Source organism: Bacillus sp. FSL M7-0003, from assembly GCF_038628485.1.
GTDB lineage: Bacteria > Bacillota > Bacilli > Bacillales > Bacillaceae > Bacillus > Bacillus safensis.
The window spans coordinates 3657157-3671875 of the sequence record NZ_CP152024.1; the positions used below are offsets into that span (position 1 = coordinate 3657157).

Genomic DNA, 14719 nt, shown 5'->3' on the forward strand with positions numbered 1-14719 from the left:
AGGGAGGTACAGCGTGTGTGGACCATCTGTATGAATGAGTTTAAGCAGCTCTTCAAAAGCACAAAATCTATTTTAACAATTGTTATTATTTTCATTTTATCTACTTTTGTTTCAAGTCTTCCGTTTATCGCTGCTCATCAGGAAAAATGGGAACTGGCAAAGGATCCTTATTCTATTGGGAATGAACTGGTGATGTCTTTATTTGGTTTCTTCCTTATTTTTTTGTTGTCTCATGATATTTTGAGCCGCGAAATTCATTTGAAAACCATTCGTTTTCTCGTCAGTAAAACAACCCGTTTGAACATTATCATCGGGAAATATCTTGGACTGATGCTGTTTTGGCTTAGCTGTATTATGACGACATATGTCCTGAATATGGTGATTTCACACCGTTTTCTGTTCTCTGATGCCTTAAAAATCCTAACCTTTATCAGTGTCGGTATCTCATGTGCTTTATTTTTGTCCATGCTCTTTCCAACACCGCAGAAATCAATGTTTGTCGGCATGTTATTTTCCTTTCTTTTCCCAATCGTCAGTATGATTTCTGTTCTTTCTTCAGAACGAATGATTCATTGGTTCCAATATATGACGCCTTATTATTATGCGCGCTGGAGTGAACCGCTGACCTATGTCCTAATGAACACGGCATTGACCGTTATCTTACTCATTGGAACTGCACTGCTGTTTCAAAGGAGGGATGTGTAGATGCTTCATACAAAAGGGCTCACAAAAAAATATCGTACAAAAGTCGCTATAGATCATATTAATCTTGATGTCAATCAGGGCGATATCTTCGGCCTCATTGGACCAAAGGGATCTGGTAAGACGACGTTTTTCAATATCATTACCGGGATCTCACGCCCTACCTCTGGTACGTTTACAGTGATGAATATGCCTTCGCTAAAAAAAGTGAGACAGTATATCGGTGTTCTGCCAGAATATACGGATTTATATGAAGGTCTTACGGCTCTTGAGCATATTGCCTATTTATCAAAAATCACCGGAACACGCCAGAGAACGAGTGATTATGAAGAACTGCTCGAATTTGTCGGTTTACATCATGATCATCAGGAGAAGGTCGGTGCCTTCACACCTGGTATGAAAAAGCGGCTTGGAATGGCGCAGGCCATCGCCCATCAGCCGGAATTTATTTTACTCGACGAACCTTTTGCCGATATTGATGCAGATTCAATCTTGCACATCCAGCGGGTCATTGAAACATTAAAGGATGAAGGGAAAACCGTCTTTTTAACTGCTGACCGCCCAAGGTTCACCAATAGTATTTGTACCAAAACGGCGTTCATTTCTGAAGGAAAATTAGTGTCCCCACATACTCATCCTCAAGAGAAAACCATCACATCCTCAAACATACGTGCAACCTTCAAGCATGCATGGATTGATGATGAGGTGAAACCTGTTCTCACGCAGTACCTACAAACTGTCGGAACAGATCTTGTGATCAGTGATGACGAGACCTCATTGTTAATTCGTTCAGAAGCTCAAGTTCCAGCGATCATTCGGGCTTTCGTGAAGTGTAAAGTCGATTTATACAGAGTCACGGCTCAGGATGCCATGATGTCCTCATAAAAAAGTACCGTACGCTTTCTGCACGGTACTTCTTCTTTTTTTATAAAGGTTTACTCATATAGATACCGGTTTCTGCAAATCCTGTTTTCTCGTACAGCGAACGGGCGATTTGATTGTGAGCAAAGACATGGAGCGAGAGTTTTTGCACACCTAATGACTTTGCCTGCTCCTCTAATGCAGCAATGGCCTGCTTTGCAAAGCCTTTTCCTCGATAAGCTTCAAACAAAATAAAGTTATAAATAAATCCTTCGTGCTGCGGGTGATTCGGGTCATAGCAAAGCCAAACCCAGCCAATCGCTTCATCTCCATTTAAGAAATTCCACAGCTCATGATGCTCTGTCTGAAGTCCTTCTGGAAGAAGCCTGTCAAATTGTTCTTCTGCGTTCGCAAGTGATTCTTCCTTCTTCCATGTTCCTGCGAGTACCTTTTCTTCCGCGTACCGCTGAATGGCCTTCTCTATCAATACATCGTAATCGGTTTGTGACATCCGTTGTAGTGTAACCAATCGTACCGCCCCCTTTCCTTTATCATATGATGAGCATGCCAAAAAAACCAGTCCCTTGATGGAACTGGTTAGCCGCCATATCGGTCGGTTTGAGAAAGTTTGATCTCTGCTGATTTTTTCTTCCCGCTTCGGTAAAATTGCACCTTTACCTTGTCGCCGACCTTCCTTTGATATAAGTACTTACGAAGATCCACGATATTCTGTACACTCTTGCCATCAAAGGAGGTCACGACATCCAGCTCTTTTAGTCTCGCTTTTCCTGCTGGAGATAACGGCTCAACACTCATGACAACGACCCCAGATGTAACCTTAGATGGCAGTTTCAACGTTTCCTGCCAGTGGTAGCTCGCAATATCCGCTAATGATTTCATGCCGACGCCAAGATACGGACGCTTTACCTCTCCGTAGCGCTCTAAATCCTCTATGACAGGAATGACCAGATTCGCTGGAATAGACAGCCCGATTCCTTCTACCTCTGATTCAGCAATCTTCATTGAGTTGATGCCGATCACCTTTCCGTCCATATTGATCAAGGCACCACCGCTGTTTCCAGGGTTGATGGCGGCATCTGTTTGCAGTACCTCTGCATTCCAATCCGTCTGTCCGTCTCCATTTGAGTCAACAGGGATCGCTCGCTCTGTGCCTGAAATGACTCCTTGTGTGACAGACCCTGCGAATTCAAGCCCTAATGGATTTCCAATGGCGATGACTGGCTCACCCGGCTTCACATGATCTGAGTTACCGAAGGCTGCCGTTTTCTTGATTTTATCACTTTTGACAGTGAGAACAGCTAAATCCATAAGCTGATCGCTGCCGACAAGATTGGCACCAATTCTTGTCCCGTCATGGAGGCTCACTTCAAGCTGGTTGGCGCCTTTGATGACGTGATGGTTTGTGACAATATAAAACGTGTCACCCTTTTTTTTATAAATCACACCTGACCCGCTGCCTGCTTCTCCGCCTTCCTCCCAAAAGCTCGACTTTTGGATATTAATGACGCCGACCACCGTATCTGACATATTAGACACCACTTTTGTGACAGCATCATTGACGTTCACATTCACTGTCTTTAAAGGACCCTGTGATGCTTGTCCATCACCGTTCTGCTGCCATCCAAAGGGACTGCCGCTCTGTCCAGATACATAGGGGAAAAAGAATCCCATTAAAAAAGCTCCTACCAATACACCGATCAAACCAGAAAGAAAATATCCTTTTCTGTTTCGTCTCGGCTTCCACTCTACATCGCGATAATCCACTATGTTTCCTTCCTTTCAGTGAATAGATGATGTATATAGTGTTGGTAAGAAGCTCTTATCTTAATCATACGATTGTAAAAATCATACGGCGCAAAGCGGGGTTGCTTTTTTCGGGTCCGTATCAAATAAATCAAAGCCGTCCCCCACAACAAAGCCCTTCATTTCAAGCGTCTGCTGGACTGCCATACGGGCTAAATCCTTCATGTTGTTGTCTTGACTCAAGTGAGCCAAATAAATGCGTGAGGTGGCATCTCCTATGACATCTGTCATCGCAAGAGCAGCATCTTCATTTGATACATGTCCGACATCGCTCAGAATTCTGCGCTTAATGCTCCATGGGTATCGGCCCATTTGCAGCATCCCGACATCATGATTGCTCTCAAACACAAACGTATTGGCTGACTTAATAATGCCTTTCATGCGGTCACTCACATAGCCTGTATCCGTCATGAGGGCAAGTTTGCGCCCTCCATAATGGAACACGTAAAACATAGGCTCTGCCGCATCATGAGAGACGCCAAATGACTCGACATCAAGACCGCCAAAGGATTGAACGGTTTCCATATCAAAATGGAATTTCTGCTCTGTGTCAATCTTTCCGATATGAGACTCCATTGCCTTCCATGTTTTCGCATTTGCATAGACAGGAAGCTTGTACTTTCTTGCCATGACACCAAGCCCTTTAATATGATCGGAGTGCTCGTGTGTCACAAAAATGCCGTCCAAGTCTTCAGGCTTGCGGTCGATTTGGCCAAGCAGCTCGACCATCTGTTTGCCGCTTAAACCAGCATCCACCAAAAAGGCATGCTCGTCTGTTTCTAAATAAAAAGCGTTCCCCGTACTTCCGCTCGCTAGTACACTGAACTGCAAGCTCATGTTCTCTCACTCCATTGAAGATTTGTCATCTTTCTCTATATGATCAAGTGTTGAGCCATCAATGGCATTGATCAAATATTCTTCCTCTGTCTTTTTCTTTGAACCTGCTGATACGCCTTCAAGCTCCACCCGCCATACAGGAACCATGACTTGCGTGCTTGCCCCAGGGTATTGCGTATAGTAGCCAAGCTCTACCTTTTTCACGGTCGTATTTTGACTCAGCATATTTTGCGTATATAAGTCCTTCACTGTTTCAAGTGCTGGGACAAGGGTTTCTTTTCTCACTTCATTAATCGATGTCACCATCGATTGCTGATATGAGACGACTTCGTTTTGATCGTTGAGATTTAAGGTGATTTGCCCAATGGTTTCGGTGTCATCAAGGCCTTCTTGGAAGATGTATTTCCCTTTATACGTTTGGAAAAAGACGATTTTTCCTGTCTCTTCATCTATATTCCACAGCTTATAATTCTTCCCATCCAGCAAACGCTGGTTCACAAGGTTCGTCGCCGCTGTTTTGATGTCCTTTTTCGGCAAGGCAACTGGTTTATTGAAAGTCATTTCAAGCAGCGTGACAGGATCATCTTTTTCCGTTTTAGGGAATGTGCTTTTCGCCTTTTGATCAGCTAATCCGTCGACATCCTTTTTCGTATATTGCTTCTTTTCAGCTGTAATGCGGTATCCAATCTTCGCTTCATCTGATAGATTGCCATATTTGATCCCGTCTGCCTTCATTTCTTCCAGCGTATCCGTTTTTTCGATAATCGCAAAATGATCGGTTGACCGTTTTTCAAAGTATTGAAAACCTAGAAAGATATCGAGAACGAGAAAGGCTAGGATAAAGATCGTTTTGGTCTTATTCCACTCCATGATTCTCGCTCCCCTCTGTCAAAAGATCATTCGATAGAATCACGGTTTTGCCGTTATACTTCATACACCATACAGGCTCCAGCCAGACAAACATCGCTTGATCTTGATCTGATGCAGTTGAAGCAGCTTGATATGCAGGGAAAATCTGTTCAATTTTCTCCAGATCATCATATTTCGTCTGCTTGATGATCAAGTCCTTCAGCTCTGTCCCATTCATCAGCTTGACCTGTTCACTTTGACTCGCTTTATTGCCAAGAATATAGTTTGGGCGCTTGTAATTCAAAATGTCATCATTCGCCCATTGGACTTCAAGGGAGGTCATCCCAAATGGATGCTTTGTACTGTTAACGATCGGCAGACCGTCCATAAACATATTAAAGGACAGCTGCTGGTTGCTGTTGATGCCAAAATATTGATAGTCATCAGTAAAGCTTCCCGTATCATTGAAATATTTCACGCTTCGCTTAATCAAATCCCCCGTTTGGAAAACAGTGCTGGAATTGATATTGCGGTGCTGATATTGAATGCGGTGGTCTTTTTGATTGGCTTCAAGGCGGCTTGTGCCATCTGTGTACACCGTCCGGTTTAAATTAGATTCCTCACCGACAAGGCTCGGGTCCGTAAACAAAGCGTCTTTGAATTTGTTTGTCTTAATCGTTTCGATAAAGAACATTTTCGATTCAAGCTGCTTTTGCTTTCTCGGAAGAAGGAAATCTCGTTTAGAATTCGTCGAGAATGTATAAAGATCATAGCGCGGCATCTCGTTTTGAGCGGCTGCGATACTGTTCATTAGATTACGGTAATTGGCGGACTCAATTGTCAGCTCAAGCACCGTCTCCTTGCTGTATGAGACCAAATATACTTTTTTATTCGCCTTATCCTGCTGAGCGAACGGCACGATCATCCGATCAAACGAGTTGTATTCAATGGACTTGTTCGGCCATTTAAAGAGCGCTTGGAAAATATCAATCGGAATCGGATCATTGAACACAAGATCCAATGTCTTCCCTTGTCCTTCGCGTCCATAGAAGAAATTCTTAAATTTCTGCTCGGAATATTGATCTGACACATCATTAATCTCTTTGACATCCCAAAGGCTCACATCATTCCAAAAGTTTTGAAAGAGTTCCTTTTGATCCACTTTAAAATGCTCTCCATTTGAATGAATGAACATCTCGCGCGGCTTCACGACATCAATGAGACTTCTAGGCTCGTCGCTTGAAATCTTCTTCGTTTCCACGACCTGTGTGCCGGTATCTGCCTGATCCTGCATGACGGGCTGGAACATCCAGATGTTCCACGTAAATACAAGACTGATCGCAATTAGGATTGTCAATATTATGGTTTTAAAGGTCTCACGCTTCATCCCAATCATCCTCTTGTTCTTCATTGTACGGAAGGGTAAAGGTCACCGTTGTCCCTTTTCCTTCAATGCTGTCAGCCCAAATATCTCCGCCATGAGCTTGAACCATTTCTTTTGCAATCGCAAGACCGAGGCCGGTTCCGCCGAGCTTTCTTGTTCTTGCTTTATCTACCCGATAAAAACGTTCAAAGATTTTATCCATATCCTTCTTCGGAATACCGATTCCTTCATCTTTCACGCTGAATAACACAAGGCCTTTCTCTTCATCCAGATCAACGGTAAACGTGATGTGTCCACCCTCTGGTGAGTATTTCATGGCATTGGAAATGATATTATCGAGCACCTGTGTAATTTTATCTTGATCGATTTCTACATATACTTCACGCTGCGGCAGGTTGCGGATAAAATCGACATGCTGCTCCTTCGTCATTTCAAAACGATCAATGACGAGCGAGATAAACCTGATAAAGTTCGTCCACTCACGGTTGAATTGATAATCCTTGCTGTCGAACTTAGACAGCTGCAGCAGGTCATTGACAAGCCGGATCATGCGCTCCGTTTCATTTTGCGTGACACTGAGAAATCTTGGCGCAAGCTCTTTATCACCAATCGCACCTTCAGCCAGTGCCTCAAGATAGCTTCTCATCGTCGTCAGCGGTGTGCGCAGCTCATGCGATACGTTCGCTACGAATTCACGGCGTTCAGCATCAATTTTCTCCTGCTCTGTGACGTCATAAATGACCGCAATTAAGCCATCAATTTTCCCATGCTCTTTCTGAATGACGGAGAAATTAACACGCAATACAGACAGCTGATCTTCGCGCTCAATTTCGATCAGCATGGAATCTTGATTTTCGACTAAATCTTCAAATGTATGAGTTTCCTCTAAGCCAAGTAAAGACGTGATCGGCATCTCTAGTGCTGTTTCACGTGAAACATTTAACAGCTCTAAAGCAGGGCTGTTTAATAGAATAATTGCACCGTTTTGATTCGTTGCGATGACACCGTCCGTCATATAGGCAATAACAGAAGAAAGCTTTTTCCGCTCCCCTTCCGTCATCAGCTGAGCTTCCTCCAGCTCTCTCGTCAGATGGTTAAAGGTTGTCGCAAGCTGGCCAATCTCGTCATGCCCATACTTCCGGACCTTTCTGGAGAAGTTCCCTTTGGCAAGCTCGATCGCCTGCTTTCTCATATCTGAAATAGGATGAGTGATCGTTCTAAAGATGAAGATACCAAGTAGAGCAGTCGTCCCAAGTGCAATCAGTGTCCCAGTCGCTAAAATGGTGTTAATGGTTCGCATTTGGTTAAACACACTTTCCATTGAAGACACAACATAAATCACACCAACGGTCTCTTGGTTCTCATTTTTTACGGCTGTCGCAGAAATACGGACCCTTTTATTTGACTCAGGGTCATAGAATTTTTTCTCATAGTCTTTGCCAACCGCGAAAATACGGCTAATGATTTGATCAGTAATTTTCTTACCAGCAATCTCTTGGCTGCCGTTATTTACAGAGGCAATGACCTCTCTGCTTTCATCAATATAGCTGACTTCAGAGATTTCATTAGACTCATCTTTGTTGTTAAAATCGTTTAATATCTTTTGAGCATCCTCTTTTAATTCTGCCTTGCTTTTCGATGAATCTTGTTCTAGGTAATACGATAACGAGTAGATTCGCTGATTCAAGGAATTATCATATGAATTAATTAAGGACTGCTCTAGCTGCTTCACAAAGTACACGCCAATGATCTGCATGGCAACGATGATCAGCAGCACGTAAATCAAGGTCAATTTAAAGTGAATCGAGCGAAAAAAACCTACTTTACTCATAAGAATCTTAGTCCTGTTCTGGGTTTCTTAAATAGTAGCCGACGCCTCGTCTTGTTACGATCCAGCTCGGGTGGCTAGGGTTGTCTTCAATCTTCTCACGAAGACGGCGGACTGTAACGTCTACTGTACGGACATCTCCGAAGTAATCGTAGCCCCATACCGTTTGCAGCAAGTGCTCACGTGTCATGACTTGTCCGATATGTTTCGCTAAGTAATGAAGCAGTTCGAACTCACGGTGCGTTAATTCTATCGTTTCCTCGCGCTTAGACACCACATACGCATCTGGATAAATAACAAGTGATCCAACCTCAATATCATTTGATTCAGATTCTTCCTCCGTCTGCGGAGTAGCGGTTTGTCTTCTCAAATTCGCTTTCACACGGGCAAGCAGCTCACGTGTGCTGAAAGGCTTCGTCACATAATCATCTGCGCCAAGCTCAAGGCCGATGACTTTATCAATTTCAGAGTCTTTTGCTGTCAGCATGATAATCGGCATGTCATATTTCTTTCTCACTTCACGGCATACTTCAACACCATCTTTATTCGGCAGCATAATGTCGAGCAGAATAATGTCCGGCTTGATTTCTTCTACCATTTCAAGGGCTTCGTTTCCATCATATGCACAATGAACCTCATAGCCCTCTTTCCTTAAATTAAATTCCAATATATCAGCAATCGGTTTTTCATCATCTACGACAAGAATCTTTTTTTCCATTGTGATTTCCTCCTGCATTTTTAGCATCTATGTCATTCCATTTTGCATGTATCATTACGCCTTTTCCATTTATGAAAAAAAGGCTCACTGTCTATTATAACGTTTTACGAGGCAAAGATAAAAATAATAACGGCTTTCTTTTCTAGTAAACGTTGGATAGGAAGGTGCCGCCCGAAAAAAATTGATGACTTTTTCCTTTTTTATTGAAACTTTTCCAATCACCAGCCGTCTATATAGTTGTAACGTCTTCTTCTTATGGAGCCGGGCCCTACCTAGGTCCGGCTTCTCCCTTTTTATGCCTTCTTTTCATAATAAAAACGCACCTGCGATTGCAGATGCGTTTGGAAGTGGCTCGGGACGGAATCGAACCGCCGACACACGGATTTTCAGTCCGTTGCTCTACCAACTGAGCTACCGAGCCATCATCAAAAAGATGAATATGTATAAATGGCGGTCCGGACGGGACTCGAACCCGCGACCTCCTGCGTGACAGGCAGGCATTCTAACCAACTGAACTACCGGACCTCAGTAACTTGCCCGAAAAAGCAATCGTGGTGCTCCTTCAAGCAAGTGAGGAAAAAATTAGCTTAACGCTAAAGTAAATCAATGACCCGTACGGGATTCGAACCCGTGTTACCGCCGTGAAAGGGCGGTGTCTTAACCGCTTGACCAACGGGCCAATACATGGTGAGCCATGAAGGACTCGAACCTTCGACCCTCTGATTAAAAGTCAGATGCTCTACCAACTGAGCTAATGGCTCTCGGTTTGTGAAAAGTGAATCTGAAGAAGCTGTATTGCGCCAAACCAATCGCTTTAAAAAAGCTGGAACATCGCATCCTAACAAGTTTCAGAGACCTTTGCAACAACGAGATTTATAATATCATAGAGTAATTACATATGGCAATACGTTTTTCGACATTTTTTTAAAAAAAGTGTCGGATTTAAATATCTCCTATCAAAGCCCCCACTTCTGCAACCGCCTTCATTAGATACGCCTTTTCGGGTGACCTCTTCCTACTCAAACACATAGGCACGTTTCAGGCCGCTCAAAAATGGCTATACATGAAATAAGTGACATTGTCATTGAAAAAGGAGGAAGCAGTATGAGTTCATTCAAATTAGGAGATAAAATGCCCAACTTTTCACTTCCAACAATACAGGGCGATCACATTGATTTCGACAAACATTTAGAGGAGCATCAAAGCTGGCACCTGATCGTTTTCTTTAGAGGATCTTGGTGTCCGGTATGTGTAGAAGAGTTAAAAGAGCTCGAACAGCAGCAATCATATTTTCAGGACAAGGATATTCACTTGATGGCGATTTCAACGGATAACCCTGATGACTTGAAGGCATTTGCGGATAAAGAGGGACTGTCCTTCCCGATCATGTATGACCATGACCTCACGTCATTAAAAGCATATGAAGTCCACTATCACGGGGAAGATGCCCCATATGAAGACCACGGGGTGCACGGTGAACCCGCCTATTTCTTATTAAATGAAAAAGGTCAAGTGCTCTATCAGCAAAGACAAACAAGTCCGTTTGGCAGACCACATGCCAACGAACTACGCAAAATCATTCAGTACATCCGTAAAAATTTAAAAGGCCAATATAAAAGTCTGAAGTAAGGAAAAAACTCTCATCTTTAATGTCACACATTTTATAATAGTTAGTACATCCCTTATATATAAGTGATGTACTTTTTATTTTGTAGGCCTCTTAAATGCCCACATTAACAGCTCCACAAAAATGAAATTTTTAAAATTCAATGAAGTAGAGTGCTTGTTAGACATGCATATTTTTGTTCAATTCATAAATTGGGCAACCTATATGATTTAGATTAAGGGAATAGTAATGGCATTTATTTTTAAATTCGCATCTATTAATTAAATCAGTTTTATTATTCAAACTTTTTTCAACAAATAATGGATCAGCTATTAATGATCTTCCTAGAGAAAAACTTAAATTATTCGGAAGTTCATCTAATGGCAATATGTCTAAATCCCATATATTACCTGAGTAGTTCCATAATATATTTGGATATTTGTCAGCGTATTTAAATATATTTTTTAAAAAACAAGCATGTCCCCATTGTTCAAGGGGATAAATTAATTGTTTATTGATATCATATATACCATTAGAAAAACTAATAATATCAATATCTAAATCAATTAGTTTATTAATTAATTCATCTTTTTCTACTTTTTCTTGTATGTCATTCTTAATACCCTCTAAAAATGAGATTCTCAAGTCTATAATTAAATTCGGTTTTTTATCGCGTATGCCACTAATAATTGTTTTTAAAAAATATAGATCTGCAGCATTGTATTCATCAACTCTAATATTTAAGCTTTTATTAATAAGTTGCGACAAAAAATAACCGTGTGCTGCATGAATCTGAATTACATCAAACCCTAAATCACTCGCTTTAATGCTTGCAGCTATAAATTTCTGAATAATATCCTGTATTTCTTCTTTAGGTATATTGACTATATCTTTTCTTACTTTATTTAAATAAGCTTCTATATTATTGTTAATCATTTTGCGAATAGGGATAAGAGATGAATTTCTACAGGCGATTTGTATACCTGGAACAGAACCTTGTTTACGTATAGATTTTACAAGCATCTCCCACTGAACAGTTTGATTAGTAAAATAAGCCGTATTTTGGTTTGTTACATACTTTGGATCAATTGCTACATTACCAATGTAATTTATTCCGATAGAACTGTGTGATCTTTCTTTATAAAAATCGAAAAACTCTTCACTTAATAAACCATTTTCGGATAATCCAGTATTTATAGGAGCAAAAAAGAAACGAGAAGGGATTTTAATTCCCTTAAAGTCATAAGAAATATTTTTAGGCTTATCAATATTATTTATTTTCATATTTTTCAAATCTCACTTTATTAATATTATATTTTCGTAAATATTCTTTACTTATATCCATATTGAGATGAGAGGATATTCTAATAACATAAATAAATGCATCTATTAATTCTTCTTGAAGGTCTGGAAGAAATTCATTAAAATTTTCATTTAATTCTTCATCTGAGAAACGATTATTTAATAAATTTAATTTTTTTATTAAGTTTGAGAACTCCCCAATTTCTCCAACTAAACCTATTATGTCCTTATTTATAAAATCTATTTTCTCAGATGTAGTAGGACTGTTATGACTCCACCCATGATTTTCATCAAACTCTTTTTGTAAAGCTACTATTTTAGAAATATCCAAACTACTCACTCCTTAAATTGAGTTAAAAAAAATGCTAAGAAACCATAAATAATATTTACTCCTAATCCGATTGCTACTGTTGTGATCGTATTAAGCCATTCCGTTCCAGAAAATACTCCTATTAATACTAATGTAATAGTTAAATAAAGGATTGTAGCAAGTAAAAACCTCCGCTCGTATTGCTCTATTCTTTTTATTACACCTGTAAATTTTTTACCATATGAGAGTTCAATCTCTGTAGAAGTATTTTTAATTCTTTTATCAGATTTAATTTCTTCTGAATTCAAAATATATTCAGTTAGAACTGGCCAAATACCTGTTTCAAATCCATGTTGTCCAGAATAAGGTTTAGTAACAGCCATTTCTAATTTGTTAAATTCAATCTTAGCGATAGCTTCTCCCTGAGTAATTTTTAAGTAATTATTTGAAATATTGGAAAATACGATGCCTAATTTTCCTTGAAAACCTGGATCTGCATAAGTATTGACTGGTAAAAGTCCAACTGAAAAAAGTTTTCCTTTTGTTAATATTCTGCCTAACATATCATTAGGTAGGTATAAAGATTCTGCTGTTAGGATTACTACAATTTGTTTGGGTTTAATAAGTATGTATTCATTCTCTTCTAATATGTGTTTTTGATGAGCGTTAGAAATATCATAATAAATATTACTTGCAGTTAATTCATAGCAAGCTTGTTTTACATTTTTTAAAGAAAAGTTTTCTGTAATTAATTTTCCATCATTGCAAAAATTGATTATATCTTGATCATTTAATGTCCCAATATTAGTCATTTTATTCCCTCCATATTATAATTATAAACTTTAATCATAATTAATGGAAACCTGTAAATCTTTTTATTATTGGGTGCATTAGTAGAAGAACAAAATGGAGCCATTTTAAGGCTGAGGTTTATCTTAGTTATTTATTTTAAGGGCGCAATTGTTGAAGAGAATATGATCATTTGTTGTGATTTTGTACTGAAAAATTTATTGTTGTTGTAAACGAGAGCAAATGTTGTACAAAAAGGATAGATGCAATCAGATTTAATACCTGTGCAACTATCCTTTTCTTCATAGCATATATAAATGTGAGATTATAATTAGATATTTATTTGTATTTTCTTGACTCTTGATAAAACATAAAGGGTACTTCTTTTGTTAAATAGCCAGTCTGTGGCGAAAATAAAAGACAAATGCCGGCACAGCTGCTTTATGTGCATTCGCTTGTTCTCTTTTCGTCATTTTTTTATAAAACATTGTGCTCTCCCCTTTATGATGCTTGTTTCATCGTCACCCTGCGAAGTGCCCGTGAACGGATATATTCCATTGGTCCAATTCTCCAAACCTTTAGGCAAACTGCTGAAACCGCGATTTGCAGAAGTGAAATCAACAGCCATGCCAATACAATAAGAGGCGCATTGATTTGACCGCCAAGACCCAATCCCCAGCTATAAAAAAGAATGGAGCAGATGACATTTTGCAGGATGTAGCAGCTAAGCGCCATTTTCCCTACATATTCAAACCAAGTCCACATGAACCATGACTCCGTGCGTGCGAGGAGCTTCGCAATGACAGCTATATAGAAAATAGAGAGGAATGGTGAAAAGGCGTAGCGCACCACAAATTCCACTAAATCGTTCGGTACGAAAACTAGTGCATTCAGCGGCAGACCGATCCACAGTCCGATTCGGAACAATATTTTCCGGAGAGATTGTCCGCGTTCATTTGCATAAAATACACCGGCTCTCATCATCCGCACACCTAATAAAAACAGAAATGTGTTCATTGGAATAATAAAGACCGCTTCTTCTCGGTACATGAAGAAGTATTGTAACCGTTCTTGAACCTGCGAGATCCATGTCTCTGGCAGCTGCTCTTCCAGCGCTGGTCCACCGCTTTGATCATCGGTCGCTGACTCCATTTCAGAGAGGGAGTACAGCATCAGACATGACATCATGAGCAAATGAATCACACCTGAAAAAATCATGCCCTTTTTGATGCGCCTGCTTCCTCCCCGTACAATGTAAGCCATAAGCAGCCCCGTAACGGCATAGCTCATGAGCACATCATATTCCATCACAAGCGTAAAATGGACAAAGCCTTCGATAAATAAAAATAAAAGAATCCATAAATAAGTACCCGGCCAAGGCGTGCCCTTCCTTTTTGCCTGCTGGTATTTCAGCTCCAATCCAACACCAAACATGATCGTGAGCAGCGAGAGCATTTTTCCATAAACGAACATGGAGACAAGACTTTCTAGAAAACTGCCATTTTCATATTCATCCGCAATCTGATCTGTCGCAAAGGTATCCCCTGCATACGCAAAAAACCAGACGTTCGTTCCCAAGGTGCCTAGTATGGCAAAACCTCGTAAAATATCTAATAATCGTATTCTTTCTTTCACTAGAACGCTCCTTCCTCCTATACAGTTATCATATTTTGGTAAAGACCGGAAGTCCGTTCTATTGAAATTAAGGA

Annotated in this window: 14 protein-coding genes and 4 tRNA genes; 3 read left to right on the forward strand and 15 right to left on the reverse strand. The window is 40.3% G+C overall.

What is annotated here, in order from left to right; genetic code table 11:
* The first annotated feature begins 15 nt into the window (after window positions 1-15).
* Both MHI23_RS18740 and MHI23_RS18745 read left to right on the forward strand, forming a co-directional pair.
* The gene (locus MHI23_RS18740; protein WP_025093692.1) at window positions 16-705 is read left to right on the forward strand and encodes an ABC transporter permease subunit; all 690 of its coding nucleotides are present in this window, start codon (window positions 16-18) and stop codon (window positions 703-705) included.
* On the forward strand, window positions 706-1587 hold the full coding sequence (locus MHI23_RS18745) for an ABC transporter ATP-binding protein (RefSeq protein ID WP_065215014.1): 882 nt from the start codon (window positions 706-708) through the stop codon (window positions 1585-1587). It abuts the gene before it with no gap.
* Between the two features lie 40 nt (window positions 1588-1627).
* Here MHI23_RS18745 and MHI23_RS18750 read toward each other — a convergent pair whose 3' ends face one another.
* The 11 genes from MHI23_RS18750 to MHI23_RS18800 all read right to left on the reverse strand — a co-directional run bounded on the left by MHI23_RS18750 (window position 1628) and on the right by MHI23_RS18800 (window position 9764).
* Complete coding sequence (locus MHI23_RS18750) at window positions 1628-2092, reverse strand: GNAT family N-acetyltransferase (protein WP_041106743.1); 465 nt, start codon at window positions 2090-2092, stop codon at window positions 1628-1630.
* Between the two features lie 68 nt (window positions 2093-2160).
* The gene (locus MHI23_RS18755) at window positions 2161-3348 is read right to left on the reverse strand and encodes a trypsin-like peptidase domain-containing protein (RefSeq protein WP_342492173.1); all 1188 of its coding nucleotides are present in this window, start codon (window positions 3346-3348) and stop codon (window positions 2161-2163) included.
* Window positions 3349-3429: 81 nt separating this feature from the next.
* Window positions 3430-4224 (reverse strand): MBL fold metallo-hydrolase, encoded by a 795-nt coding sequence (locus MHI23_RS18760; RefSeq protein ID WP_024424026.1) that lies wholly within the window; start codon window positions 4222-4224, stop codon window positions 3430-3432.
* A 6-nt stretch (window positions 4225-4230) separates the two neighbouring features.
* Window positions 4231-5094, reverse strand: a complete 864-nt coding sequence (gene yycI, locus MHI23_RS18765) for a two-component system regulatory protein YycI (RefSeq protein ID WP_024427621.1) — start codon at window positions 5092-5094, stop codon at window positions 4231-4233.
* On the reverse strand, window positions 5081-6460 hold the full coding sequence (yycH, locus tag MHI23_RS18770) for a two-component system activity regulator YycH (RefSeq protein ID WP_076840605.1): 1380 nt from the start codon (window positions 6458-6460) through the stop codon (window positions 5081-5083). The genes yycI and yycH overlap by 14 nt, the downstream gene beginning before the upstream one ends.
* Window positions 6450-8288, reverse strand: coding sequence for a cell wall metabolism sensor histidine kinase WalK (gene walK, locus MHI23_RS18775; protein ID WP_024424029.1), 1839 nt, complete (start codon window positions 8286-8288; stop codon window positions 6450-6452). Before walK ends, yycH begins: the two co-directional genes overlap by 11 nt.
* 7 nt (window positions 8289-8295) lie before the next feature.
* On the reverse strand, window positions 8296-9003 hold the full coding sequence (yycF, locus tag MHI23_RS18780) for a response regulator YycF (protein ID WP_060698917.1): 708 nt from the start codon (window positions 9001-9003) through the stop codon (window positions 8296-8298).
* Between the two features lie 348 nt (window positions 9004-9351).
* Window positions 9352-9424, reverse strand: a tRNA-Phe gene (locus MHI23_RS18785).
* Window positions 9425-9451: 27 nt separating this feature from the next.
* Window positions 9452-9528 (reverse strand) — tRNA-Asp (locus tag MHI23_RS18790).
* A gap of 82 nt (window positions 9529-9610) precedes the next feature.
* Window positions 9611-9682 (reverse strand) — tRNA-Glu (locus tag MHI23_RS18795).
* A gap of 6 nt (window positions 9683-9688) precedes the next feature.
* Window positions 9689-9764: transfer RNA gene (locus MHI23_RS18800), tRNA-Lys, on the reverse strand.
* A 343-nt stretch (window positions 9765-10107) separates the two neighbouring features.
* Here MHI23_RS18800 and MHI23_RS18805 point away from each other — a divergent pair.
* Window positions 10108-10632 (forward strand): peroxiredoxin family protein, encoded by a 525-nt coding sequence (locus MHI23_RS18805; protein WP_024424031.1) that lies wholly within the window; start codon window positions 10108-10110, stop codon window positions 10630-10632.
* A 157-nt stretch (window positions 10633-10789) separates the two neighbouring features.
* Here the strand turns inward: MHI23_RS18805 and MHI23_RS18810 are convergent, their stop codons facing one another.
* The 4 genes from MHI23_RS18810 to MHI23_RS18825 all read right to left on the reverse strand — a co-directional run bounded on the left by MHI23_RS18810 (window position 10790) and on the right by MHI23_RS18825 (window position 14645).
* Window positions 10790-11893, reverse strand: coding sequence for a hypothetical protein (locus tag MHI23_RS18810; RefSeq protein WP_342492174.1), 1104 nt, complete (start codon window positions 11891-11893; stop codon window positions 10790-10792).
* The gene (locus tag MHI23_RS18815; protein WP_342492175.1) at window positions 11880-12242 is read right to left on the reverse strand and encodes a hypothetical protein; all 363 of its coding nucleotides are present in this window, start codon (window positions 12240-12242) and stop codon (window positions 11880-11882) included. The genes MHI23_RS18810 and MHI23_RS18815 overlap by 14 nt, the downstream gene beginning before the upstream one ends.
* 5 nt (window positions 12243-12247) lie before the next feature.
* Window positions 12248-13033: a hypothetical protein gene (locus MHI23_RS18820; protein WP_342492176.1), complete on the reverse strand. Its 786-nt coding sequence runs from the start codon at window positions 13031-13033 to the stop codon at window positions 12248-12250.
* Window positions 13034-13511: 478 nt separating this feature from the next.
* A complete protein-coding gene (locus tag MHI23_RS18825) occupies window positions 13512-14645 on the reverse strand; it encodes a DUF418 domain-containing protein (RefSeq protein WP_342492177.1) in 1134 nt (377 codons plus the stop codon).
* Between the last annotated feature and the right edge of the window lie 74 nt (window positions 14646-14719).